This is a genomic window from Curtobacterium sp. GD1 (genome assembly GCF_020882855.1).
In the GTDB taxonomy this organism is placed as follows: domain Bacteria; phylum Actinomycetota; class Actinomycetes; order Actinomycetales; family Microbacteriaceae; genus Curtobacterium.
In genome coordinates, this window is sequence record NZ_JAFEVQ010000002.1 from 124,676 (window position 1) to 150,077 (window position 25,402).

Sequence of the window (25,402 nt, forward strand, 5' to 3'; positions counted from 1 at the left end):
GCAGCGTAGGGCGTTCAGCACACCGGGTCAGCCGCCGGTGTCGGCGTTCGGATCGGTATCGGTCGCACCATCAACCGGAACAAGCTGCGTTGCGGTGCCACTTCTCGCAAACGCAGGGTCCCCAGCGATGGCAACTCGTGCAGTCACCCTGACGTAGTTTCCGCCTTCCGGCGTGGCAAGGGTGGCGTCGGGCGTCCAGTCCGACTGCGTGCCGACTGGGGTCCCAGCAGCGACGGGCAAGCCGTACCATTCAACGTCATAGGTGACCTTCAGCGTCCCCGGAGGTGGTGAAATCTCCAGCGCTGTCGTAGTCGCGCTCTTCAACGCGGCAGTCGTCGAGATCGCGGCGGCTTGGAGGTGCACCCACTTGCTCGCGTCTTGACAGAAGGAACCGACGGTGTCACCGCCGCAGGCTCGGACCACGATGTCAGTCGCCACGTTGTAGCCACCATCGGGCACTCCCTGCCATCCGCCGTTCAGGACTCGGAATGCACCACCTGTGCTGATCTCGTAGTGCAGGTTCTGACCACTTGCACCCGTTGGCGGATCCACCACCACGTCATAAGCGGACCTTCCGTTCATGTCGGAATTCAGTGCCGCAGCCGTCGAGATGGAGCCCGTGGGAACTTCGTACGTACGCAGCGAGGTGTAGTCCACATTGCAGAATTTGCCGTTGTTCGAGACCACGGCGTAACGGGGGTTCCCGAAGCCATAGGAGTCCGTGGACCCGCTTTGACTACCGATGTATTTTCCAGTGGGTGCAGCACAGCTGAAGTCACCGTTGACTCGGTAAATCGCGTAGCTCGGTCCGGAGCCGCCAGCGGCGTCGGCTGCTCCGAACGTGATAGTGACCGTCGATTTTCCGTCGCCGTCCACGCCTCCCGGGCTCGCTGCGAGATTCCCGACCTTTCCCGGCGTCCCGATGGCGTTACCGGTCACGGATGCTTCGTTCCACTGCACGACCGAGCCGTTCCGGGCAGCGTCGTTCCGCGCAGACACGGTGAACGTGTAGCTCGCACCGCTGTCGAGACCGTCGAAGGTCGTGCTGACCGCGGTCCCGGTGCTCCGGGTCACCGTTCCGTTCGGTCCCTTGAGCGTCACGACGTAGTTGTTGACGGGGCTCCCGTTGTTCGGGCGCCCGACCGCCTGCCAGGAGACCTCGAGCTGGTTGGGCGCGGACACGGCAACCGCGAGTCCCTTCGGTGGCGCGGGGACGAAGTCGGCACTGACCGCAGCCGAGGTCGCGGACGGCGAGGAGTCTCCCACCGCGTTGGTCGCGACCACCGAGAACTGGTACGAGGCAGTGGGGTCGAGCCCCTTGATCGTGCAGACCGTCGCCGTCCCGCAGTCCTTCGAAACCCCGTTCGTGCCCTGCAGGCGGTACCCGGTGATGGGCGAGTTGTTCGCCTGCGGCGTCGACCACGTCAGGGTCGCCTGCCCGCCTTCGTACGATCCGGTGCGGGTGGGGGCACCGGGCGCGTCCGGGACGTCCTGCACCGAGATCGTCACGTCGCCCCACACGTACCGGTCCGGATCGTCGGTGGCGTCGGCGACCTGGTACTGCAGGTGCGTGTCGACGGGCTTCGCACTGTCGGAGACACTGACCTGCAGCCGCGACTTGTCGGCGCTCGGCGTGACGGTCACGCCGCCGGGGAGCCCGCCGCCGAGGCCGCGGATGTTCACGACGCGCAACCGCTGGCCAGGGAACGGGTTCGTGGGCTGGTCGTTGGCGAGGACGTCGATCGTGGTCGTCTGGCCACGCTTCGTGACCGACTTGTCCGCCCCCGGCTGCACGAGCGGCCGCGTCGAGGCGACGACGTCGACGCTCACGACCCCGGACCGGCCGGCGTTGGCGTCGTCCGCGACCCCGATGCCGATCGAGGCGGTCGTGTTCTTCTTCGCGGTGTCGGCGACCTTGATCGTCAGGTTCTGCCCGCTGATCGTGGCGGTGGTGCCGTCGCTCGGCTTGCTGACGACGGAGTACTTGAGTTCGGGGAGGTCCTGCGGGTACGGGTAGTCGGTCAGCTTGCTCAGGTCGATCGTGCGCGACTCCCCCGGCTGCATGTCGACGGCGGAGCCGGTGAACGCCGGCGGCTGGTTGGACCGGGGCGTGACCTTGACCGGCAGCACGAGCGTCGCGACGCGCCCCTTGCCGCCGTTGGCGTTCGAGCCGTCGGTGACCTCGAACGAGATGGAGGCGTTGCCGTAGTAGAGCTTCGACGAGGTGAACTGCAGCGTCGAGGAGTCGACGACGAGGCTCTGCCCGTTCGCGTGCGTCGCCTTCACCGTGCCGCGGTCGGTGATCTTCGCGGTCTGCCCGTTCGCGGTGACCACGTACTTCGACAGCGGGATCCGGACCGTCGCCTCGCTCTTCACCGTGATGGCACCGGCGGTCCGGTTGACCTGCGGCAGGGCGTCGTCGAAGCCGGGCACGTGGATGAACCCGTAGGAGACGATGTCCGGGTGGTCGACGCGGGCGACCGAGAACGGGATCACCTGCGAGTCGTCGGAGAGCCGGACGACGATGCGCCCGTCGTCGGTGGTGCGGGCGTTGTCGCCGTAGCCGTCGACGACCCCGACCTTCAGGTCGGCCGTGGTCCCCTCGGCGAAGAAGACGTTCTCGAGGACGTCGACCGTGACGCTCTGCCGGTGCAGGATGTCCTGCAGGTCGAGCGTGGTGTCGTCGACCTCGGGCCGCAGCGGCTGGGCGTCGGGGTCGACCGTGACGGTGAGGAAGGCCGTGCTCGCCCCGCCGTTCTCGTTCGTCACCGTGTACAGCACCGCGTAGTCGCCGTTCTTCGCGGTCTTCGGCGGTGTGACCCGGATCTGCTGCTTCTGCAGGATCTTGGCGGAGACCGACTCGGCGGTGGGCTCAGCCTTCGTGACGGTGAGCTGGCCACCCTCGGGATCGGAGTCGTTCTGCAGGACCCGCACGGTCACCGAGCCGCCGGGCCGGATGGTCACGTGGTCGGCTTCGGCGACGGGGTTCGACGCCTGTTCGGCGCGGGGCGCGATGCCGACGCGCACGGTGCCGGTCGCACGGGCGCCGAGCGCGTCGACGACTGTGTACGTGAACTCGTCGGTGCCGGCGGAGTAGTCGCCGGCCTCGTACGTCAGCGAGTCGGACGACACGTCGGCGACGGAGCCCTTGTCGGGGTTCGAGGCGACACCGACGAGCTGGACCGAGTCACCGTCGGGGTCGATCCCGTTCAACGGGATGGACACCCGGACGGACTGCCCGGCGACGACCCGCGCGGTCACCGTCTGCGGGACGGGCGGGTTGTTCGTCGCGGCGTCCTGCTCGCGCACCGAGATCGAGACGGTCGCGTCGGCGTACTGGCCGTCGGGCCCGGCGACCCGGTACACGGCGGTGTAGTTGCCCGGGGTCTTCGGGGCGAGGTACCGCAGGTGGTCGGCCGAGACGAACAGCAGGCCACCGTCGCCGGGGACGTTCTGCACGAGGTCGGGCTGCAGCGTGAGCGGCTCCCCCTCGGGCTGGGTGTCGTTGTCGAGCACGTCGATGTTCGCCACGTCGCCGACCCGCACGGTCGCGGTGTCCGGCTGCGCCACGGGCGGCTGGATCCGGTCCGGCTTCGGGATCTCGACGACCGTGATCGTGCCGGTCGCCGAGGCGAGTCCGTTCGTCTCGGTGTAGCCGAAGGAGACCGGACCGTCGAGCGGCGCGGTGAGCGTGACCCGGACGGTGTGCTGGTCGAGGATGCTCGCCTCGACCCCGGAACCACGGCCCGGACCGTCGAGCGCGGTCACGAGCAGCACGCCGCCGGCCGGGTCGATGTCGGTGGCGGTGACGTCGGTGTCCTTCGTCGACAGGGTGTTGACGAACACGGTCTTCGGCGTCGTGATCGGCGCGGTCGAGGCGTCCGGCGGGGCGAGGATCGTGACCCGCACGATGCCGCTCGTCGTCTTCGTGCCGTCGGTCACGGTGTACTCGAGCTGGTGGTCCCCCGCGCCGGCGCCCTGCACGCGGAACGTGCCGGAGTCGTAGCTCGGGGTGACGGTGAGGCCGGTCGACGACGACACGCTCGTGAGCGTGACGGTGCCGTTCCCGCCGCGGACGTGGTCGAGCGGGTCCACCGTGAACGCCTTGCCCGCGTACCCCTGCACGGGGAACGGGTCGGCGTAGAGCGGCACGCTGCCCTGCTTCGCCACGTGGACCGTGACCGAGCCCCGACCGTCCGCACGCCCGTCGCTCACGACGAGCTGCACGGCGCGGTCGCCGGTCCGCGCGCTCGCGTTCCGGTAGTCCAGCAGCCCGTCGGGTGTCGTCGACACGCGGTCGCCGTCAGCCGCGGTCGCCGACTTGAGGTACACCGGGTCGCCGTCGGGGTCGACCCAGTCGCCGAGCACGTTCGAGACGACGTGCCCGTTCTGCACGACGTCGGCCGAGGTGTCGCGGACCTGTCGGGGCGGGTCGTTCTCGGAGTCGGGGCGGACGGTCACCCGGACGGTGGCGGTGTCCGACCCGCCGTTGCCGTCCGTGATCGTGTACGGGAAGGAGACGGTCCCGGTGGCGCGGCCGGACAGCGTGATCTGCAGGCGCTGGCCGTCGCCGACGATCGCGACGTCGCCGACGGCGTCGTCGATCTTCCCGACCTCGCTCACGACGATCGGGTCGCCGTTGGGGTCGTAGTCGTTCAGCAGGACCGGGAGGCTCGTGGTGCGTCCCGGACGAGCGCCCAGGTCGTCGTCGACCGCCACCGGCGGCTTCTGGTCCTTCTCGACCTCGGGGTCGTCGTCGGACACCTGCTCCTGCTGCTGGTCCTCGTCCTTCTTGATGAGGTCGGCCCAGTTGTCGATGAGCTGTCCGCTCCGGTCGATCGCCCAGGAGCGCCCGCTCTGCGGGTCGTTCGCGACGACCGTCTCGCCGTTGTGCAGGATCTGCAGGTCACCGGTGCCCGCGGTGCTCGCGAGTCGCTGCAGGCCGGACCCCTTGCAGGTGTCGATCGCCTGCCCGCCGGCCCACGCCGCGTACGTGCAGGAGCCGACGACCATCGGTCGTGCCGCACGACCGGAGACCTGCATCGCAGTGCTGCTGACGTCGCCGGATGCCGAGACACGGACGAGCCCGGCGGTGCCGGCGACGACGACCTCGGACGAGCTGTCCGTCGAGTGCTGCAGGGCGGGCGCACTGCCGACGCGGTCACCGAGGTCGACGGTGCGACCGTCCACCGACATCCGGCCCGAGCTGCGGTCGAGCACGGCCAGGTGGTCCCCGAAGGACGCGACCTGGAAGTCGTCGGCGCGGTCCATCTTCACCGTCCACCGCTTCGCGACCGTCGGCGTGGTGCCGACGTCGACGAGTGCGGCGGTCCCGGTCTTCGGCGAGTAGACGGCGACGTGTTCGTCCGAGGCGTCGAAGACGGCGTCGGCGCCGAGCGTCAGGTCGGCCTTCGTCGACGCGTCGAACTCGCCGAGGTCCTTCGCCGGGGTCGCCCAGAGCTCGCCGGTGTCCCCGTTGCCGATGACCGCCGTGGAACCCGCGAAGAAGACCTGCGGCGTCCCGGCCGGCAGCGTGACCGGGTCGGCCACCGTGGCGTCGGCCACGTCGACCTTCGCGACGGTGCCCTTCGTCTCGTCGACGCTGTACACCGTGGAGCCGCGCTGCAGGACGGACAGGTCGTCGCTCGCGGTCTCGACGGCGGTGTTGAGCTGCAGGACCCCGGTGTTCGCCCGGCCGACCGCACCGTACTCGGCGGACGGCACCCACACGGTGCCGTCACCGAGGTCGACCCGCTGCGTGTGGTACCCGGTCGACGCGATGGCCGCGGTGGCGACGACCGCGCCGACGACGACCGAGGCGCCGACCGTGACCGCTGCGGACCGGTGCTTGGCGAGGAACGCCCGGATCACCCGGCACTCCCGATCGTGGCGCACTTCTGGGCGCTCGCGACCCCGGTCTTGCCGTCACGGTTGACCGCGACGGCGATGCACTCCTCGTCGCCCTTCTGACCCGAGACGACGAAGCTGGTACCGGTCTGCTGGCTCGCCGCGCCGTTCGACGAGATGACGTAGGTGTCCCCCGTGCGCAGGCCCGGGTCGGCCCAGGTGAAGGTCACGGACGACGGTGACGGCTCGGCACGCACGTCGGAGACCACCGGGATCGCGCCGGAGCCGAGGCGACCGATGACGAGCACGGTGGCGACGGCGAGTGCGGCCACCACCACGACCGCGATCGAGGTCGCCCAGACCAACGTCGACCGCGTGCGCCGGCGGGCGCGCGTGACGGAGCCGGTGCGGTGGACCGTGCCGACGCTCTGCGCCGCGGCCCCGGCGGATCCGCCCTGCAGCGCCTTGCGCGTGCGACGACGTGCACCCACGCGGGTCGGCGGCTGGAGCTCGCGGATCATCGTCCGGTCACCGCTCGGTGTCGGCGTCGCGACGGCCCACGCCTCGACCGCGACGTCCGCCGAGGTCTGCGGGATGCCGAGCTCGGCCTCGACCTGCTGGAACCCACGGACGAGCTCCATGACGGTGGACGGCCGACCGGCGACCTTGCGCGACATCGCGGATGCGAGCAGTCGCTCGAGCGACGGCGGGACGTCGGTCCGCCCGGTGGGCTTCACACCGCCCTTGTCGATGCGCCCCATGAGGTCGGCCGCGCCGTTCTTGCCGCCGCGGACCTCGAAGGGACTCCGGCCCGCGAGCAGGGAGAAGACCGTCGCCGCCAGCGAGTAGACCTCGGACTGGATCGTGCCGCGGGACTCGTCGATGAGCACCTCGGGCGCGGACCACGGGATCGACATGCCGATCGGCTCGTCGGGGTCGGCCTCGCCGATGGTCGCCGCGATGCCGAAGTCGGACAGCACCGGGTTGCCGTACGCCGTGAGCAGGATGTTCGACGGCTTGATGTCGCGGTGCAGCACGCCTTCGCGGTGCGCGGTCTCGAGCGCGGATCCGATGCGGATGCCGATCGCGAGGACCTCGGACACGGGGATCGGCTCGCGGCGGTACCGCTCGCTGAGGGATGACGAGCAGAGCTCCATCACCAGGTACGGCCGGCCGTCGGAGGCCACGCTCGCCTGGAACACCGTGAGGATCGACGGGTGCGTGCTGAGTCGCGCCATCAGGTTCGCCTCGGCCTGGAACATCTGCCGGACGCGGTCGTCCACGACCTCGTCGAGCAGGACCTTCACGGCGACCTGCCGGCGCGGCATGTCCTGCTCGTAGAGGAAGACGTCCGCGAAGCCGCCGGAACCGAGGACGTGCACGGGGCTGAAGCCCGCGATGACGGGCGGGGTGGACGGCAGGCGTCGCGCCATCGTCCCCTCCTCCCCGGCCGAGCGGCCAGCTCTCTCGTCACGGCCATGCCATTGTACGAACCGTGGGTGACCGACATTCCGCACACTGCGCGCAGCCCGAGGTCACCCGTCCCCCAGTTCGGGGGGCACTCAGTGCCGCGGCAGCGTGTCCTCCACGTCGCCGTCGTCCGGGGCGTCGTCCACCTGGAGGACGACGACCGTCACGTTGTCCCGACCGCCCGCGACGACCGCGTCGCCCACCAGACGCTCGGCGAGGTCCTGCGCCGCCGGCACGCGTGCGGCGATCCGGGCGATCCCGGCGTCGCCGAGTTCCTTGGTGAGCCCGTCCGAGCACACGATGTACCGGTCCCCCGCACGGAGCGGCAGGGTCCACCAGTCGGGCTCCGGCGGTTCGCCGAAGCCCACGGCCCGCGTGATCACGTTGCTGTCAGGGTGCCGCTCGGCATCCTCGGCGCGGAGGAGGCCGGCGTCGACCATCTCCTGCACGACGGAGTGGTCGACGGTGACGCGTCGGAGGACGCCGCCCTCGATCCGGTAGGTCCGGGAGTCGCCGACGTTGAAGACGAGCGCGGCCGGCTGTCCCTGCGCGGCGACGAGCGCGATGCCGGTGACGGTCGTCCCGGCGCCGATCGCGTTGCCGCCCGCTGCGCGCTCGATGTCGGCGGTGGCGAGCAGGAGCGCCCGCTGGATGGACTGCCGCGTCGTGAACGCGCTCTCCGTCGCCTGCTCGAGGCGGCGGACCACGGCGTCGCTCGCACGGTCGCCCGCGAGGTGGCCGCCCATCCCGTCGGCGACGACGAAGAACGGCGCCCCGACGATGTAGCTGTCCTCGTTGTGGTCACGGCGCCGACCGACGTCGGTCGCGGCTCCCCACGAGAGCGTCAGGGTGGCGCCGTCGGCACCGGGGACGTCGATGGCGTGCGCAGTCGCTGCTCGGCCGAGTTCGGTCACGTTTCAGGATCGCTCTCTGGGGGTTCGGGGCGTGCCGGCGGGTGGGTCGGTCGGCCACGTGGGAAGGGGTGGGAGGTCCCTCGACGACGGTGCGACCCGCAGGTGTGGCGAGAGGACCTCGATCACGTTGCCGTCACCGATCTCGACAACCGTACCCGTCAGCACGACGTTCGACGCACCCGCCGGCATCCGGAACGGCGCCGACCCGGCGGGCCGCACGACGGTCCCGTTGGTGGACCGGAGGTCGTCGACCACGGCGGCTTCGCCCTCGGCGTGCAGCATCACGTGCGACGACGACACCTGGCCGCTCGGCGACGGGACGGACACCAGTTCGGGAGCCGGACCGCGCAGGATCCGCGGCAGCGCGGGCCGCCGGCCGACGATGACGGGGTGGTCGAGCCGGATGACGCGGTCGCCGATCCGCACGGACGGCACCCTGGTCGTCGGTGCGGGGACGTCGGACGGGAGGCGCGGCTCGCCCCCGACGGGCGCCCCGCCCTGGGTGGTGGGGTGCGTCCGGGCCCCGACCACGGTGTCGTCGATCGACCCGTCCCCCGGGCGCGGCGCGCGACCGGGCCGCAGCACCGTGTCGTCGAGGGAACCGGTCGCCGGAGCGGCAGGCGCACCCGGCACGGGCGGCACCGGACGGATCACCGTGTCGTCGACGTCCTGCGCGTCCGAGACGCCGTGCACCACCGGCACGGCCGGCAACGGCGGCACCGGACGGATCACCGTGTCGTCGACCGAGTCGGCGGTCGGAGCGCCCGGGACTCGGGACGCACCGGGGACTGGCGGGACCGGACGGATCACGGTGTCGCCCAACAGGTCGTCCACCGACGCGTGCACCGGTTCGTGGGACGCGGCGGCGCGGGGTCGACGGACGACCGTGTCGTCGATGTCGTCGTCGCGCACCCGAGCCCTCCAAGCGTGGTCGAGACAACCGTAGACGATCCTGTCCGCCGACCGTCATCCACGGTCCCACGCGGGACCGCTCCCCGCTCGGACCGAGCGCAGCACCAGGCCCGCCAACGGATCGTCCGCCCGGGTGTCGAGGGCGTGCTGCGCCCGCGTCTGCGCCCGCGCGGCGGACCCGAGCGCCCAGGAGCACCACGCCGCCACGGCCAACGCCCCCGCGGCGCCGGCGGCCGAGTCGACCGACGGGTCCTCCGCACGCCAGTGCCGCCAGGCATCGGCGCACCGGTCACCCGCGGTCCGGAGTCGCGCCCGGTCCGGCTCGGGACCGAACCCGCACAGCGCCGGCGGTGTCGGGTCGGAGAAGGGGTCGAAGGCGGCCACCGCACGGGGCTCGATCGGCCCGGGGTCGGCGAGGAACCGGATCACCGCGAGCCGGGTCGCCAGTGCTCCGCACGCCGTGACGACCGCGATCGACGCACCACGCGACGACGGTGCGTCGCCGGGCGCGACGAGGGCCGCGCAGGCGGCGGGGAGGGTGACGGCGGCCGCGATCTCGCGCGGGTAGCGCACTGCGGCGTCGGGGTGGCTTCGTGTCGTGACGGGGATCATGCACGTCATCGAAACGCACGCCGCGCCTCCTGGACCCGCCGACGTGGGCACCTGTGGAACGCGGCCCGCCCCACCCGTCCTGTGGAGGACGAGCGGGGCGGGACCGGGATCAGACCGTCGCGGGCTCGAGGCTCTCCGCGACGAGGTCCCACGAGCCGTCGTGCTCCTCGAGGACGACGCCGTGCGCGCGGGCCCAGTCGACCAGCTCGGCCGTCGTCGTGACCGCCGCGCCCGTCCGGGCGAGGAGCGCGACCAGGCGACCCTTCGCGGTCTTGTTCCAGTGGTTCAACGCCTTGCGCCGACCGGAACCGTCGACGCTCACGACGCGCGGGACGACCGCGCCCGCGACGGGGCCGAGTTGCCGGTACCCCTCGGAACGCAGGTCGAGCACGAGCCCGTCCGCCGTGTGTGCCGCGAGCACCCGGGCGGACGGCTCCGGCCAGTGCGACGCGAGCCGGACGGACCCGAGCCGCGAGTCGTGGGAGAGCCGGTAGGCCGGGACGAGATCGCCACCGCGGACGGGACCGAACATCGCGGACTGCACGACCACGTGCGCGAACCACCACGCACGCGTCGCAGCGTCCGCGTCGAGCGAACCGAGCGGGTCGTAGAGCACACCCGTGTACCGGTCGATCGCCGGCATCGTGCCCGACGTGTCGAGCTCGAGGTTGCGGAACCGCTCCCCGATCGACTTCGGGCCGAGCTTCAGGGCCGTCCGGGCCGAGGACTCCTCGGAACTGACGGAACGGGCCGCGGTGATCACCGCGGCCCGTTCAGCAGCCAGTTCCGGGAACGACAGCGCACGCAGGTCGAGCGTGCGGTCCGTGTCCCCGCCCTCCCGCTTCGTCTCCGAAGGCGGGAGGAGGACGGTCAGTCCGGTCAGGACGCCAGCGCGGCCTGCCGCGCCACGATCGTGACCGTGTCGTGCTCGACTGACAGGAAGCCGTCCTCGGCGTCCGCCGCCACCGTCGAGCCGTCGGCTCGGGTGATGCGGACCTGTCCCTGCGCGAGGGTCGCGAGCAGCGGCTCGTGTCCCGCGAGGATACCGATCTGGCCCTCCGTCGTGCGAGCGACGACCATGGTGGCGTCGCCCGACCAGACCTCGCGGTCGGCCGAGACGACGCTCACGGTGAGTGCCGCCATGTCAGCGGTTCTCCTTCTGGATCTGCGCCCACTTCTCTTCGACGTCGTTGATGCCACCGACGTTGAAGAAGGCCTGCACGGCCACGTGGTCGAACTCGCCGTCGGCGATGGCGCGGAAGGACTCGATGGTGTCCTTCAGCGGGACGGTCGAACCCTCGACGCCCGTGAACTTCTTCGCCATGTACGTGTTCTGCGAGAGGAACTGCTGGATACGACGAGCGCGCTCGACCGTGATCTTGTCCTCTTCGGAGAGCTCGTCGACACCGAGGATGGCGATGATCTCCTGCAGTTCCTTGTTCTTCTGGAGGATCTGCTTGACGCGCGTGGCCGTCTCGTAGTGGTCGGCACCCAGGTAACGGGGGTCCATGATCCGCGAGGTCGACGTCAGCGGGTCGATCGCCGGGTAGAGACCCTGCGAAGCGATCTCACGCGACAGCTCGGTCGTGGCGTCGAGGTGCGCGAACGTGGTCGCCGGCGCCGGGTCGGTGTAGTCGTCAGCCGGCACGTAGATCGCCTGCAGCGAGGTGATCGAGTGACCACGCGTCGAGGTGATGCGCTCCTGGAGCACACCCATCTCGTCGGCGAGGTTGGGCTGGTAGCCCACCGCGGACGGCATGCGACCGAGCAACGTGGAGACCTCGGAGCCGGCCTGCGTGAAGCGGAAGATGTTGTCGATGAAGAGGAGCACGTCCTGCTTCTGGACATCGCGGAAGTACTCCGCCATCGTCAGCGCCGACAGGGCCACGCGCAGACGCGTTCCCGGCGGCTCGTCCATCTGGCCGAACACGAGGGCGGTCTTGTCGAAGACGCCCGCCTCTTCCATCTCGCCGATGAGGTCGTTGCCCTCACGGGTGCGCTCGCCGACACCGGCGAACACCGACACACCACCGTGGTCCTGCGCGACGCGCTGGATCATCTCCTGGATGAGGACCGTCTTGCCGACGCCCGCACCACCGAAGAGGCCGATCTTGCCACCCTGCACGTACGGGGTGAGGAGGTCGATCGACTTGATGCCGGTCTCGAACATGGAGGTCTTCGACTCGAGCTGGTCGAAGGCCGGGGCCTTGCGGTGGATCGGCCAGCGCTCGGTGATCTCGAGCTTCTCGTCGGTGTTGAGCACGTTGCCCAGCACGTCGAAGACCTTGCCCTTGGTGACGTCGCCGACGGGGACCGAGATCGGAGCGCCCGAGTCACGGACCTCCTGGCCACGGACCAGACCGTCGGTCGGCTTCAGGGAGATGGCGCGGACGAGGTCGTCGCCGAGGTGCTGCGCGACCTCGAGGCCGATCTCCTGCGACGAGTCACCGATGGTGATGGTCGTGAACAGGAGGTTGTACATCTCGGGGATGGCGTCGTGCGGGAACTCGATGTCGACGACGGGGCCCGTGACACGGGCGATCCGGCCGACACCGGGCGCCGACGACGTCTCGACCGCGGTGGTTGCGGTGTCGGTCATGGCTGGTGCCTTCCTGAGGGTGGGTAACTGTCCGCGAACGACGCGGACTACTTCTTCTTCGACGAGAGGGCGTCGGCGCCGCCGACGATCTCGGAGATCTGCTGGGTGATCTCGGCCTGTCGGGCGTTGTTCGCGAGACGCGTGAAGTCGCGGATGAGCGAGTCGGCGTTGTCGCTCGCCGCCTTCATCGCCTTCTGCCGGGCGGCGTGCTCGGAAGCAGCCGACTGGAGCATGGCGTTGAAGATGCGGCTCTCGATGTAGACCGGGAGCAGCGCGTCGAGCACCGCGTCGGCGTCCGGCTCGAACTCGTAGAGCGGGAGCGGCTCGTCGTTCGACGGTGCCTCGACCCCCTCGACGACCTCGAGCGGGAGCAGCCGGACGACCTGCGGCTCCTGCGTGGCGAGGCTCAGGAAGCGGTTGAAGACGATGTGGATCTCGTCCACGCCACCCTCGGCCGTGTCCTGCAGGAACTTCGCCACGACGGCGTCACCGATCGACTTCGCGGTCGAGAACTCCGGCTGGTCGGTGTTGCCGACCCACTGCTGCTCCGACGCGCGCTCACGGAACGCGAAGTACCCGACGGACTTGCGCCCGACCAGGTAGAACACGACGTCCTTGCCCTCGCTGCGGAGCAGGGAGGCGAGCTCCTCGCCCTGCTTGAGGACGTTCGTGCTGAACGCACCGTTCAGCCCGCGGTCCGACGTGAACAGCACGACTGCTGCACGCGTCGACGACTCCGGCTCGGTGGTCAGCACGTGGTCGACGTTCGAGAACGTCGCCACGGCCGACACCGCGCGCGTCACGGCCCGCGAGTACGGACCCGACGCGGCCATGCGGGCCTGCGCCTTCTGGATCCGCGACGCCGAGATCAACTCCATCGCGCGAGTGACCTTCTTCGTGGTCTTCGCGGACTTGATTCGCTGTCGGTAGACCCGGACCTGCGCTGCCATCTAGCGACGACCCTTGACGATCTGCTCCTGGTCGACGTCGTCGGCCGAGGCGGCCTCGAACTGCTCGGACCCGAGCGTCTTGCCGTCGCTCGTCTGGAAGCTCTTGGAGAACTCGTCGATCTGCTTGGTCATCTCGGCGACGGTGTCGTCGCTGAGCTGGTTCGTCTCGCGGAGCGTCGTCAGGACGTCCGAGTTGCGACGCAGGTGGTCGAGCAGCTCCGACTCGAAGCGCAGGACGTCGGCCACGGGGACCTCGTCGAGCTTGCCGTTCGTGCCGGCCCAGATCGAGACGACCTGCTCCTCGACCGGGTACGGCGAGTACTGCGGCTGCTTGAGGAGCTCGGTCAGACGGGCACCGCGCTCCAGCTGACGACGCGACGCCTGGTCGAGGTCGGACGCGAACATCGCGAAGGCCTCGAGCGAGCGGTACTGCGCGAGCTCGAGCTTGAGCGTGCCGGAGACCTTCTTGATCGACTTGACCTGCGCGTCACCACCGACGCGGGACACCGAGATGCCCACGTCGACGGCCGGACGCTGGTTCGCGTTGAACAGGTCCGACTGCAGGAAGATCTGGCCGTCGGTGATGGAGATGACGTTGGTCGGGATGTACGCCGAGACGTCGTTCGCCTTCGTCTCGATGATCGGGAGACCCGTCATCGAACCGGCGCCGAGCTCGTCGGACAGCTTCGCGCAACGCTCCAGCAGGCGGGAGTGCAGGTAGAAGACGTCACCCGGGTAGGCCTCGCGGCCCGGCGGACGACGCAGGAGGAGCGACACCGCGCGGTAGGCCTCGGCCTGCTTCGACAGGTCGTCGAAGATGATCAGGACGTGCTTGCCCTGGTACATCCAGTGCTGGCCGATGGCCGAGCCGGTGTACGGGGCGAGGTACTTGAAGCCGGCCGGGTCGGAGGCCGGGGCGGCGACGATGGTGGTGTACTCCATCGCGCCGGCGTCCTCGAGCGCACCCTTGACGGAGGCGATCGTGGAGCCCTTTTGACCGATGGCGACGTAGATGCAGCGGACCTGCTTGTCCTCGTCGCCCGACTCCCAGTTGGCCTTCTGGTTGATGATCGTGTCGATCGCGATGGCCGTCTTGCCGGTCTGGCGGTCGCCGATGATCAGCTGACGCTGACCGCGGCCGACGGGGATCATCGCGTCGATGGCCTTGATGCCGGTCTGGAGCGGCTCGTGCACCGACTTGCGGGACATGACGCCGGGCGCCTGCAGCTCGAGGGCACGACGACCCTCGGCCGGGATCTCGCCGAGACCGTCGATCGGGGCGCCGAGCGGGTCGACGACGCGACCGAGGAAGCCGTCGCCGACGGGAGCCGAGAGGACCTCGCCCGTGCGGGTGACTTCCTGGCCCTCTTCGACACCGGCGAACTCGCCGAGCACGATGGCGCCGATCTCGTCCTCGTCGAGGTTCTGCGCGAGGCCGAGCGTGCCGTCCTCGAAGCGGATGAGCTCGTTCGCCATGACGCCGGGGAGGCCCTCGACGTGCGCGATGCCGTCGCCGGCGTCGATGACGTGCCCGACCTCGGCCGTGGAGGCCTTCGTCGGCTCGTAGTTCGAGACGAAGTCCTTCAGGGCATCACGGATCTCATCGGGGCTGATGGTGATGTCTGCCATGGGATTTTCCTTGTTGGTTTCCGGGGCCCTTCGGCTCCGAGAGGGTGACGCTGCCTGACTCGGCAGTTCCCGTTGTGGACTTGGGAGGAGCGGCTTCGACGGTACGCCTAGCCGGCGAGCTGGAGCCGGAGCTCCGAGAGCCGCGTGGACACGGTGCCGTCGATGACGTCGCCGCCGATCTGCACCCGGACCCCGCCGACGACCGAGGGGTCGACCACGTGGTTGATGCTGATGCCCTTGCCGTGCTGCTCCGCGAGGGCACGGGCGACGCGAGCCGCCTGGCCGTCCGTGAGCGGCGTCGCGGTGATGACCGTCGCGACGAGCTTGCCGGCCTGCTCGGCCACGATGCGCGAGGCATCGCGGACGAGTTCACCGATGCGACGACCACGCGGCTGCTGCACGAGGTGCGACAGGATCACGATGGTCTGCTCCGATGCCTTGCCGCCGAGCAGCCGCTCGACGAGGGCGCTCTTCTCCGACGGGCTGCCGAGCTTGGTGCCCAGCGCCAGCTCGAGGTCGGCGTCCGAACGGACGGCGGTCTCGAAGGAGAACAGTTCGGCTTCGATCGGCGTGCCGGACGCTGCCGTGGCGGCGACGGCGCGGATGCCCGCGTCCTCGATGCCGACGAGCAGGTCCTGGTGCGAGGACCAGCGCGAGCCGGCCACCGCGGTCAGGACCGCACGCGTCGCGGCCGACTGGCCGGCGAAGACGCGGTCGAGGACCACCTTCTTGCCGGCCGGGTCGGCCGTCGGGTCGGACAGCAGACCGAGCAGCTGCGGCGCACCGGCGATCGCACGCCCTGCGGCGAGGATCTCGGCACCGGCGGCGAGGTCGGCCGCACCGCCGAGGTCGGCGAGCACCGCCCTCGTCGACGCCAGTGCTTCCCTGGTGGCGCTGCGCATGCTCAGCGCTCCCCGGCCGACGATGCCGACGAACCCTGCGAGGCTTCGAGGTCAGCGAGGAACCGGTCCACGACCGCGGTCGACTTGGCGTCGTCCTTGAGCGACTCCCCGATCACGCCGGAGGCGAGGTCGAGGGCGAGGGTGCCCACCTCGGTCCGGAGCGACTGGAGCGCGCTCTGACGCTCGGCCTCGATCTGGGCCTGCGCGTTGGCGGTGATGCGTGCTGCATCGGCCTGCGCCTGCTCGCGGAGCTCGTTGCCGATCGCGTTGGCGTCGGAACGGGCCTGCTCACGGATGCGCGATGCCTCGGCACGGGCCTCGGCGAGCTGCTTGTTGTACTCGTCGAGCGCGGCAGCGGCCTGCTCCTGAGCAGCCTCCGCCTTCTTGATGCCACCCTCGATGGCCTCGGTGCGCTCGTCGAGCATCTTCGTGATCCGCGGGATGATGACCCGCCAGAAGACCAGCAGGATGACGACGAACGCCACCGCGGACCACACGATGTCGTACAGCGGCGGTACGAGGGGATTGTGCGTCTCCTCGGCCGCGATGATGAGTGCGTTCTGCATCGAGAGGCCTTAGTTGGTGAAGATGAAGTACGTCGCGATACCGATGAAGGCGAGGGCCTCGGTGAAGGCGATACCGATGTACATGAGGGTCGTCAGGCGGCCCTGGAGCTCCGGCTGGCGAGCGACGGACTCGATCGTCTTGCCGACGACGATGCCCACGCCGATGGCCGGGCCGATCGCCGCGAGGCCGTAGCCCACCGTCGCGATGTTGCCGGAGATTTCCGCGAGAACGGTCGTTGCGTCCACGTGTTTTCCTTTCAGGATGCGGCCCGGCGGATGCCGTGCCGTATTGGGGGTCAGTTCAGGTCGTTGGTCAGTGCTCGTCAGCCAGCGCGAGCTGGATGTACACAGCGGTCAGCAGCATGAAGACGTACGCCTGCAGCAGCGCGACCAGGATCTCGAAGAAACTGAACGCGATGCCGAACGCGAGCGTCCCGACTCCGAACGCCTTGAAACCGAGCGAGGCGTCGAAGAAGAAGAACTGCGTGGCAGCGAAGAAGAGGACGAGCAGCAGGTGGCCGACGACCATGTTCATCAGGAGTCGCAGGGTCAGCGTCACCGGACGGAGCACGAAGGTCGAGACGAGCTCGATCGGCGTCACGATGATGTACAGGTACCACGGGACCCCAGGCGGGAACAGCGAGTTCCGGAGGAAGGTGCCCGGGTGCTTGCGCAGACCCGCGTAGATGAACGCCACGTAGGCGACGATCGCGAGGATCATCGGGTACGCGATACGGCTGGTGCCCTGCAGGTTGAGCCCCGGGATCAGACCCGTGAGGTTCAGGAACAGCACGGAGAAGAAGATCGTGGCCAGCAGCGGGAGGAACCGCTTGCCGTCCTTCTCACCCAGGTTGTCGAAGGTGTTCCGGCGGACGACGTCGAACGCGTACTCGATGAGGGCCTGGCCGCGGCCGGGGACGAGCTTGAGCGAACGGGTCCCGATGATGCCGATCAGCAGCAGGACCGCGACGGCGATGAACCGGATGATGACGAGTCGGTCGATCTCGAAGGGCGTCCCGGCGAAGAAGATCGCATCCGGGAAGAACTCGTTGATCGACGGACCATGGAACTCGGCGGCCTTGCTGCTCCCCGCCGCAACGGTGTTACCCGCAGCGGTGAGGGACAGGGGAAGAGCGTGGGATAGCAGCGCTGTCTCCTGTGTCGGCGCGCGCACGCATGGCACGCGATGGTGGACGTTGTGGAGGCTCGTCCGCTCCGAGCAATGCTCCGGACGCGGACTCCGAGAAGCCTATCAGGTGCGAGAGGCTTCCCGGGCTCTCAGTTGCGGGGCGCGTCCTTCTCAGGAGACGCGGAGTCTCCGGGAAGGCTGACCCCGATCGGGATCCGGGCCTTCGCGACCGCGACCACGTCGATCACGAGCGAGCCGACGACCCCGACGATGATCGCGATCGCGAGCACCGGGAAGTCCACCCAGGCGCGATCGCGCAGCAGGACGAGCACGACGATGAACACGACGAACTTGAGCAGCCACGTGCCCATCACGATCCCGAAGAACGCGCCGGAGATCATCTGCCCCTTGGAGACGCGCAGCGCCACCAGCACGCTCACAGCGGTCAGCCCGAGGAACACGACGCTGAGGACGGCTCCGAGCAGGCCACCGGCGAGCCCGGGACCGCCGGCGACGAGCAGTCCGACGACTCCCCCGACGACGGCGAGTCCGACGGCCAGGAGCGCGCCCCAGGTGATGATGCGGCGGAACACCGGCCGGACGTGGTCGAGCGCGTTCGGTGCGGTCACGAGTTGTCTCCTGGGATCGAGCGGTCGTTGGCGGCCCGGTCGAGCGGGTCGAGGCTGGCGTCCACCACCGCGGTGGACCGGGTGGCGACCTGTGCGGCGAACTCGGCGCGTTTGCGGCCGAGCGGGGCGAAGGTGGCGACGGCGCAGACGATGAAGCCGACGGCGACGAAGACGACCACCCAGTACCAGTCCACGAAGAGGAACAGCAGGCAGCCGATCGCCACGGTGGCCGTCCACGCGTAGAAGATGAGCACGGCGTGGAAGTGCGAGTGCCCCATGTCGAGCAGGCGGTGGTGCAGGTGCTTCCGGTCGGCCGAGAACGGCGACTTGCCCGCACTGAGCCGACGCGTGACCGCGAGCCCGAAGTCGAGGATCGGCACGATGAGGATCGCGAACGGCAGCAGGATCGGGATGAACGCCGGCAGCAGCGCCTGGCGTGTCTGCACCGCTGCCGGGTCGATGTTGCCCGTGACCGAGACCGCGCTGGTGGCCATCAGGAAGCCCACGAGCAGGGCGCCGGCATCCCCCATGAAGAGCTTCGCGGGGTGCCAGTTGAGGATGAGGAAGCCGAAGCAGGCACCGACGAGCACGGCGGTGAGCAGTGACGGCAGGTTGAAGAAGAACTCCGTCTGCACGACCACGCGGTTGATGAAGAACGTGTAGAGGAAGAACACGCCGCCGGCGATGATCGCCACGCCGGCGACGAGCCCGTCGAGGCCGTCGATGAAGTTCACCGCGTTCATGACGAGCACCACCGCCAGCACGGTGAAGATCAGGCTCATGTAGGACGACCCGACCCCGAGCGTGTTCCCGATCGGCAGCGACACGATCGCCACGCCCTGCCAGGCGAGGATCCCCGCGGCGATGATCTGCCCCGCGAGCTTCGTCATCCAGTCGAGGTCCCAGATGTCGTCGGCGACGCCGAGGACCACGATGATGGTCGCTCCCCCGAGCACCGCCAGCACACGACCCGGCTCGGAGAACACCAACCGGAAGTAGTCGGTACCGGCGATCGACGGGAAGAGGAACCACGCCGCGAGCAGGGACACGATGACGCCGATGTACATCGCGATGCCGCCGAGCCGGGGCGTCGGCGTGCGGTGCACGTCCCGCTCACGGACCTTCGGGTACCACTTGTACTTCAGCCCCAGCTTCCAGACGATCCAGCTGACGCAGAAGCTCACCACGGCCGCGATGGCCCCGGCGAGCAGGTAGTACTTCATCCGACGAGGTCGGCTCCGACGACCCTGGTGATCTCCTCGTCCGGGATCACACCGTGGCGGACGATCCGGAGCTTGCCGCCGTCGGAGAGCCCCGTGGCGTCGACGATCGTCGAACCGGTCGACTCCGCGAACCCCTCGTGCGGCTCGAGCGAGCCCCCGTCGAGGTACACCGCGACGCTGTCGCCGAGCATCGCCTCGGCCTGGTCGGCGTCCATCGCGGCCGGGTCCCCCGTCGTGTTCGCCGAGGACACCGCGAGCGGACCGACCTCCTGCAGGAGTTCGAGCGCGATCCGCGAGTCCGGCATCCGGAGCGCCACGGTGCCCCGTGTCTCACCGAGGTCCCAGTCGAGGGACGGCTGCGCACGGAGGATCACGGTGAGGCCACCGGGCCAGAACTCGTCGACGAGGTCGCGCACCTGCTGCGGGATGTCGCTCGCGAGCGCGTCCAGGGTCGGCGGTCCGGGGATGAGCACCGGCGGCGGCGACTGCCGGGTGCGTCCCTTCGCGTCGAGCAGTCGCTGGACGGCGGCCGCGCTGAAGGCGTCCGCGGCCACGCCGTAGACGGTGTCGGTGGGGACCACGACGAGCTCTCCGCGCCCGAGTGCGGCACGTGCGAGCCGCATCCCGGTCAGGAGCCCGTCGGAGTCGGTGCAGTCGTATCGGGATGCCATGACTCGACGATGATAGTGCGACACAATGGGTGGCATCGTGAACGAGTCCCCTGCGCCCCGCCTCCTGTTCCTCTTCGACATGGACGAGGTCCTCGTCCGGTACGACTGGCAGGTGCGGATGGCCGCACTCGCCGAGTTCACCGGGCACGAGTTCGCGGAGCTCCGTCGCCGGTGGTGGGACTGCGGCAACGAGCAGCGCGCCGAGGCCGGCGGGTACGCCGACGGCGACGAGTACCTCGCCGCCTTCGCCGAGGCCATGGGCTGCGACGTCCCCGAGACCGAGTGGGCGCGGATCCGCGGCGCCGCGATGACCGAGCTGCCCGACCGGATCGAGGCGGTGCGCGTCGCGAGCGAGCACGGTCGCGTCGGCCTCCTGACGAACAACGGACCGCTGGCCGGCCGGTGGATCCACCGCTGGGCGCCGTCCCTCGCGCCCGTCTTCGGCGAGCACCTCGACACCACGAGCAACTTCGGGGCGCGCAAGCCCGAGCCGGAGGTCTACCGGCGCGCGCTCGAGCACCACGGCGTGCCCGCCGAGCGCACGTTCTTCGCGGACGACATGCCGATCAACGTCGAGGGCGCGCAGAGCGTCGGCATCCACGCGGTGCTCGTCGAGGAGCACACCGACCTGCGCGAAGCCGTCCTTGCCTTCGTCGCGGAACAGCACGCCGCCGCGCCCGTCGCGGAGCAGCCGGACCGCAGCGCGAACGTCCCATCACGCGTGCGGTAGGAAGCAGAAATGCGCGTACCGGGCAGGAACGAACGACCAGGTACGCGCGGAACGGCACCGACTCACGGCGGCGGGCTGACCGGCGGAAGTGATCCGCGCCTCCAGGCCCGGACCGCTGCGCGATCCTTCCCATCACGCGTGCGGTAGGAAACGGAAACGCGCGTACCGGGCAGGAACGGACGACCAGGTACGCGCGGAACGGCCCGCCATGCGCGGAGCGGCCCACAGGACCACGCACGCACACCGCCCAGGAGGCGCGGCTCGACCCCGCCTAGCGCGTCGCCGTGGTCGTGCGGTCGCGTCCCGTCAGGTCGACGTGCGTCTCCGGGGAACGGAACCCCCGTCGCGCCAGGACCTCGCGCACGCCGGCGCCCTGCGGCTCGGCGTGCTCGATGACGAGGACTCCCCCGGGGACGAGCAGGCGCCACGCGGTGTCGGCGAGGGCACGCACCGCGTCGAGTCCGTCCGGACCGCCGTAGAGCGCCACGGCCGGGTCGTGGTCGCGGACCTCGGGGTCGATCGGCACCGCGTCGTCGGGCACGTACGGCGGGTTCGACACGACGACCGACACCGTGCCGTCGAGCTCGGGCAGTGCGTCGGCGAGGTCGCCCTCGACGAGGCGGACCGTCCCGCCGTGGGCATCGATGTTGCGCCGCGTCCACGGGAGCGCCTCGGACGAGCGTTCGACTGCGTACACGACCGCGTTCGGCACCTCGGTGTCCATGGCGATGGCGATCGCGCCGCTGCCGGACCCGAGGTCGACGGCGACCGGCGACGGCACGGGCACCGCGCGGAGTGCGTCGATGCCGAACTGCACGACGCCCTCGGTCTCGGGCCGCGGCACGAACACGCCGGGTCCGACGGCCAGGGTCAGCGCCCGGAAGCACGCCTCGCCGGTGATGTGTTGGAGCGGCTCGCGGGTGGCGCGTCGGGCGACGGCGTGCCGGAAGCGCTCGACGTGCTCGGCGGCGATCGCGCCGCCGGTCATCGCCCGGGCCTGCACGGCGCCGCGCGAGGTGTCGGTCGCCCAGGCGAGCAACAGCTCCGCGTCCACCTGCGGGGTCGGGACGCCGGCCGCGTCGAACGCCGCGGCCGCCTCGCGCAGGAGGCGGTCCGCGGCGAACGCGACGGGCGTGTCGGAGGCGGGTCGCGCCTCCAGGCCGTCCGAGGGGACGTCGCTCACGCGTCCTGGTCGCCGATGGCGGCCAGTCGTGCCTCTTCGTCCGCCTGGATGGCGGACTGGATGACGGGTTCGAGCGCACCGTTCATGACGCGGTCGAGGTCGTACGCCTTGTACCCGGTGCGGTGGTCCGCGATGCGGTTCTCCGGGAAGTTGTACGTGCGGATGCGCTCCGAACGGTCCATGCCGCGGATCTGCGACTTGCGCGCGTCCGAGGCGATGGCGTCGAGCTCCTCCTGCTGGCGCGCGAGGATGCGGGCACGCAGGACGCGCATGCCGGCCTCGCGGTTCTGCAGCTGCGACTTCTCGTTCTGCATCGCGACCGTGATGCCCGTGGGCAGGTGGGTGATGCGGACCGCGGAGTCGGTCGTGTTGACGGACTGTCCCCCGGGCCCGGAGGACCGGTAGACGTCGATCTTGAGGTCGTTCTGGTTGATCTGGACCTCTTCGGGCTCGTCGACCTCGGGGAAGACGAGGACTCCGGTCGTCGAGGTGTGGATGCGCCCCTGCGACTCGGTCGCCGGCACACGCTGCACACGGTGCACGCCGCCCTCGTACTTGAGGTGCGCCCAGACGCCCTGGGACGGATCGGTCGCGTTCGACTTGATCGCGACCTGGACGTCCTTGTAGCCACCGAGGTCGGACTCGGTGCGCTCGAGCATCTCGATCTTCCAGCCCTTGGACTCGGCGTAGTGCGAGTACATGCGCAGGAGGTCGGCCGCGAAGAGCGCCGATTCCTCGCCGCCCTCGCCGCCCTTGATCTCCATGATCACGTCGCGCCCGTCGTCGGGGTCGCGCGGGATGAGCAGCCGGCGGAGACGCTCCTGGCGCTCCGACAGCTGCTCCTCGAGCGCCGGGACCTCGTCCGCGAACGCCTCGTCCTCACGCGCGAGCTCCTGGGCGGCGGCGAGGTCGTCCCCCGCCGCCTTCCAGGACTCGTACGCGGACTTGATCTGGTTGAGCTCGGCGTACCGCCGGTTCACCTTCTTCGCCCGGGCCGCATCGGCGTGGAGCGCGGGGTCCGACAGCTGCTGCGTCAGGTCCTCGTGTTCCGCCAGCAGCCCTGCCACCGACTCGAACACGCGTTACTCCTGGTGACCGTTGTGGTGCCCACCGGTCGTGGGGACCGACTTCTGCACCTGGACCAGGAACTCGACGTTCGACTGCGTCTCCTTGAGGTTCCGCAGCACGATCTCGAGGGCCTGCTGCGGGTCGAGCCCGGCGAGGGCCCGGCGCAGGCGCCACGTGATCTTGACCTCGTCGGCGGAGAGCAGCTGCTCCTCGCGACGGGTGCCGGACGCGTTGACGTCGACGGCCGGGAAGATCCGCTTGTCGGCCAGGTGACGGTTGAGGCGGAGCTCCATGTTGCCGGTGCCCTTGAACTCCTCGAAGATCACCTCGTCCATCTTCGACCCGGTCTCGACGAGCGCCGTCGCGAGGATGGTCAGCGAACCGCCGTCCTCGATGTTGCGCGCGGCGCCGAAGAAGCGCTTCGGCGGGTAGAGGGCCGACGAGTCGACGCCACCGGAGAGCACGCGACCGGAGGCCGGCGTCGCCAGGTTGTAGGCGCGGCCCAGACGGGTGATCGAGTCGAGGAGCAGGACCACGTCGTGACCCAGCTCGACGAGGCGCTTCGCACGCTCGATGGCGAGCTCGGCGACCGTGGTGTGGTCTTCTGCCGGACGGTCGAAGGTCGAGGCGATGACCTCGCCCTTCACCGTGCGCTGCATGTCGGTGACCTCTTCGGGCCGCTCGTCCACGAGGACGACCATGAGGTGCGCCTCGGGGTTGTTCTTCGCGATCGCGTTGGCGATGGCCTGCAGCACGACCGTCTTGCCGGCCTTCGGCGGGGAGACGATCAGGCCGCGCTGGCCCTTGCCGATCGGCGACACGAGGTCGATGATCCGCGTGCTGAGCTTCGAGGGCTCGGTCTCGAGGCGGAGACGCTCGTTCGGGTACAGCGGGGTGAGGTCCTGGAAGTCGACGCGCGCGGCGGCCTCTTCGGCGGTCTGCCCGTTGACCGAGTCGACCTTCACGAGCGCGTTGTACTTCTGGCGGCTCTGCTGTTCGTTGTCGCGCGGCTGCTTGATCGCACCGACGACCGCGTCGCCCTTGCGCAGGTGGTACTTCTTCACCTGGCCGAGGGAGACGTAGACGTCGTTCGGGCCCGGCAGGTAGCCGGTCGTGCGCACGAAGGCGTAGTTGTCGAGGACGTCGAGGATGCCCGCGATCGGGATGAGGACGTCGTCCTCGGTGATCTCCGGCTCGAACTCGTCGTTCTGCCCGCCGCGACCGCGCTTGCGGTCACGCTGGCGACGGCTGCGGCCGCCCTCGGTCTCGTCGGCGTTCTGCTGGGCCTGCTGCTGCTGCTTCTGCTGGCCCTGCTGGCCCTGCTGCTTCTGCTGGCCGTTCTGCTGCTGGCCGTTCTGCTTCTGCTCGTTCTTGTCGTCCTGCTGGGCGTTCTTCTGCTCGCCCTGCTGGCCCTGGCCGTTCTGGCCGTTCTGGCCGTTCTGGCCGTTCTTCTGGGCCGCGTCGGTCTTCGGGGCGTTGTCGCGACCGTTCTGGTCGCCGCCCTGCTCGCCGTTCTCGGCGTTCTGGCCACGGCCACGACCGCGACCACGGCTGCGACGACCGCGACGCGAGCCGCCCTCGCCCTGCTGGTCGTTCTGGTCGCCCGACTCGGTGCCGTGCGCGGACTGCTCCTGCTGGTCGCCCGCGGCGTCCTGCTGGGTCGGCTGCTCGGCCTGGTCCGGCGTCTGCTCGGAGCGCTCGGTGCGCTCGGCCTGCTGGCCGTTCTGCTGGTCGCGCTGCCCGCGGCCACGACGCTGGCCGCCGGTCTGCGCGGCTTCCTGGGCGTCCTTCTCGGCGCGGACCTGGTCGAGCCCGGCGAGGAGGTCCTCGGTGCCGGTCTGACCGTGGTTGGTGTGCTCGGCGGCCGAGGTCGGCGCGGCGCTCACGGTGCCGCCGGACGAGGCACGGCGCGAACGGCGGGCCCGCGAGGACGCCGGCTGCTCGGCCGGGGCCTCGGTCGCTGCCGGTGCGTCGGCGACGGCCTCGGCAGCGGGTGCTGCGGGTGCCTCGGTCGGCTCCGGCAGCGTCGGCTGCTCGGCCACGGGGGCCTCGACCGCGGGTGCGGCCGGCTCGGCGGGAGCGTCGTCCGTCACGGGACGCTTGTCCTCGATCGAGGCGATGAGGTCACCCTTGCGGAGCTTCGAGAGCCCCGTGATGCCGAGGGAGGAGGCGATGCGCTGGAGTTCCGGGAGCCGGAGGGCGCGCAGATCGCTGGGGATCTCCACCTGGGTGGAGTCGTTGACGTTCGTCAAGGTCGGTGTTTCCTTTCGAACCGCAGAACGCGGAGAGTTTCCACCGTCCCGGATGCACGGGTATGCATCGACCGCCGTTCAGACGACGGACCGGGATTCGGTGATCAGAAAGAGAT

At 70.0% G+C, this 25,402-nt stretch carries 21 protein-coding genes; 1 reads left to right on the forward strand and 20 read right to left on the reverse strand.

Translation table 11 applies throughout. The annotated features are described in order from the left end of the window. Positions 1 to 27: 27 nt before the first annotated feature. The 17 genes from JSX79_RS02185 to JSX79_RS02265 form a co-directional block, all read right to left on the reverse strand. On the reverse strand, positions 28 to 5,871 hold the full coding sequence (locus JSX79_RS02185; RefSeq protein ID WP_229085032.1) for an Ig-like domain-containing protein: 5,844 nt from the start codon (positions 5,869 to 5,871) through the stop codon (positions 28 to 30). Then, on the reverse strand, positions 5,868 to 7,280 hold the full coding sequence (locus JSX79_RS02190; protein WP_229085033.1) for a serine/threonine-protein kinase: 1,413 nt from the start codon (positions 7,278 to 7,280) through the stop codon (positions 5,868 to 5,870). The genes JSX79_RS02185 and JSX79_RS02190 overlap by 4 nt, the downstream gene beginning before the upstream one ends. Positions 7,281 to 7,409: 129 nt before the next feature. After that, on the reverse strand, positions 7,410 to 8,231 hold the full coding sequence (locus JSX79_RS02195) for a PP2C family serine/threonine-protein phosphatase (protein ID WP_070416284.1): 822 nt from the start codon (positions 8,229 to 8,231) through the stop codon (positions 7,410 to 7,412). A 3-nt stretch (positions 8,232 to 8,234) separates the two neighbouring features. Then, complete coding sequence (locus JSX79_RS02200; protein WP_229085034.1) at positions 8,235 to 9,143, reverse strand: hypothetical protein; 909 nt, start codon at positions 9,141 to 9,143, stop codon at positions 8,235 to 8,237. Between the two features lie 54 nt (positions 9,144 to 9,197). Beyond that, on the reverse strand, positions 9,198 to 9,755 hold the full coding sequence (locus tag JSX79_RS02205; protein ID WP_229085035.1) for a hypothetical protein: 558 nt from the start codon (positions 9,753 to 9,755) through the stop codon (positions 9,198 to 9,200). A 109-nt stretch (positions 9,756 to 9,864) separates the two neighbouring features. Then, positions 9,865 to 10,638, reverse strand: coding sequence for a peroxide stress protein YaaA (locus tag JSX79_RS02210; RefSeq protein WP_308061319.1), 774 nt, complete (start codon positions 10,636 to 10,638; stop codon positions 9,865 to 9,867). Then, positions 10,635 to 10,898, reverse strand: a complete 264-nt coding sequence (locus JSX79_RS02215) for a F0F1 ATP synthase subunit epsilon (protein WP_022905458.1) — start codon at positions 10,896 to 10,898, stop codon at positions 10,635 to 10,637. The genes JSX79_RS02210 and JSX79_RS02215 overlap by 4 nt, the downstream gene beginning before the upstream one ends. 1 nt (position 10,899) lies before the next feature. Continuing rightward, on the reverse strand, positions 10,900 to 12,354 hold the full coding sequence (atpD, locus tag JSX79_RS02220) for a F0F1 ATP synthase subunit beta (protein ID WP_022905457.1): 1,455 nt from the start codon (positions 12,352 to 12,354) through the stop codon (positions 10,900 to 10,902). A gap of 47 nt (positions 12,355 to 12,401) precedes the next feature. Next, complete coding sequence (locus JSX79_RS02225; RefSeq protein WP_071296243.1) at positions 12,402 to 13,304, reverse strand: F0F1 ATP synthase subunit gamma; 903 nt, start codon at positions 13,302 to 13,304, stop codon at positions 12,402 to 12,404. Continuing rightward, on the reverse strand, positions 13,305 to 14,933 hold the full coding sequence (gene atpA, locus JSX79_RS02230; protein WP_070416289.1) for a F0F1 ATP synthase subunit alpha: 1,629 nt from the start codon (positions 14,931 to 14,933) through the stop codon (positions 13,305 to 13,307). 107 nt (positions 14,934 to 15,040) lie between these two features. Then, the gene (locus JSX79_RS02235) at positions 15,041 to 15,835 is read right to left on the reverse strand and encodes a F0F1 ATP synthase subunit delta (RefSeq protein ID WP_070416290.1); all 795 of its coding nucleotides are present in this window, start codon (positions 15,833 to 15,835) and stop codon (positions 15,041 to 15,043) included. A 2-nt stretch (positions 15,836 to 15,837) separates the two neighbouring features. Beyond that, positions 15,838 to 16,401, reverse strand: a complete 564-nt coding sequence (locus JSX79_RS02240) for a F0F1 ATP synthase subunit B (protein WP_070416291.1) — start codon at positions 16,399 to 16,401, stop codon at positions 15,838 to 15,840. 9 nt (positions 16,402 to 16,410) lie between these two features. Continuing rightward, a complete protein-coding gene (gene atpE, locus JSX79_RS02245) occupies positions 16,411 to 16,647 on the reverse strand; it encodes an ATP synthase F0 subunit C (protein WP_070416292.1) in 237 nt (78 codons plus the stop codon). 67 nt (positions 16,648 to 16,714) lie between these two features. Continuing rightward, positions 16,715 to 17,575, reverse strand: coding sequence for a F0F1 ATP synthase subunit A (gene atpB, locus JSX79_RS02250; protein WP_374115161.1), 861 nt, complete (start codon positions 17,573 to 17,575; stop codon positions 16,715 to 16,717). 104 nt (positions 17,576 to 17,679) lie between these two features. Further along, positions 17,680 to 18,159 carry a hypothetical protein gene (locus JSX79_RS02255; RefSeq protein WP_229085036.1) on the reverse strand — a complete coding sequence of 160 codons (480 nt, stop codon included), beginning with the start codon at positions 18,157 to 18,159 and terminating at the stop codon, positions 17,680 to 17,682. After that, a complete protein-coding gene (locus JSX79_RS02260; protein WP_070416293.1) occupies positions 18,156 to 19,382 on the reverse strand; it encodes an MraY family glycosyltransferase in 1,227 nt (408 codons plus the stop codon). The genes JSX79_RS02255 and JSX79_RS02260 overlap by 4 nt, the downstream gene beginning before the upstream one ends. After that, positions 19,379 to 20,053, reverse strand: coding sequence for an L-threonylcarbamoyladenylate synthase (locus JSX79_RS02265; RefSeq protein ID WP_070416294.1), 675 nt, complete (start codon positions 20,051 to 20,053; stop codon positions 19,379 to 19,381). The genes JSX79_RS02260 and JSX79_RS02265 overlap by 4 nt, the downstream gene beginning before the upstream one ends. 37 nt (positions 20,054 to 20,090) lie before the next feature. On the opposite strand from JSX79_RS02265, the gene JSX79_RS02270 reads away from it, so the two are divergent. Continuing rightward, positions 20,091 to 20,783 (forward strand): HAD family phosphatase, encoded by a 693-nt coding sequence (locus JSX79_RS02270; RefSeq protein ID WP_229085037.1) that lies wholly within the window; start codon positions 20,091 to 20,093, stop codon positions 20,781 to 20,783. A gap of 271 nt (positions 20,784 to 21,054) precedes the next feature. Here JSX79_RS02270 and prmC read toward each other — a convergent pair whose 3' ends face one another. Genes prmC through rho form a run of 3 tightly spaced genes read right to left on the reverse strand, consistent with a single transcriptional unit; the run spans position 21,055 to position 25,286 of the window. Beyond that, entirely contained in the window at positions 21,055 to 21,942 is an 888-nt protein-coding gene (gene prmC / locus JSX79_RS02275; protein ID WP_374474699.1) for a peptide chain release factor N(5)-glutamine methyltransferase, read from the reverse strand. A 20-nt stretch (positions 21,943 to 21,962) separates the two neighbouring features. Next, a complete protein-coding gene (prfA, locus tag JSX79_RS02280; RefSeq protein ID WP_070416296.1) occupies positions 21,963 to 23,045 on the reverse strand; it encodes a peptide chain release factor 1 in 1,083 nt (360 codons plus the stop codon). 3 nt (positions 23,046 to 23,048) lie between these two features. Then, positions 23,049 to 25,286, reverse strand: coding sequence for a transcription termination factor Rho (rho, locus tag JSX79_RS02285; protein ID WP_229085038.1), 2,238 nt, complete (start codon positions 25,284 to 25,286; stop codon positions 23,049 to 23,051). Positions 25,287 to 25,402: the final 116 nt, after the last annotated feature.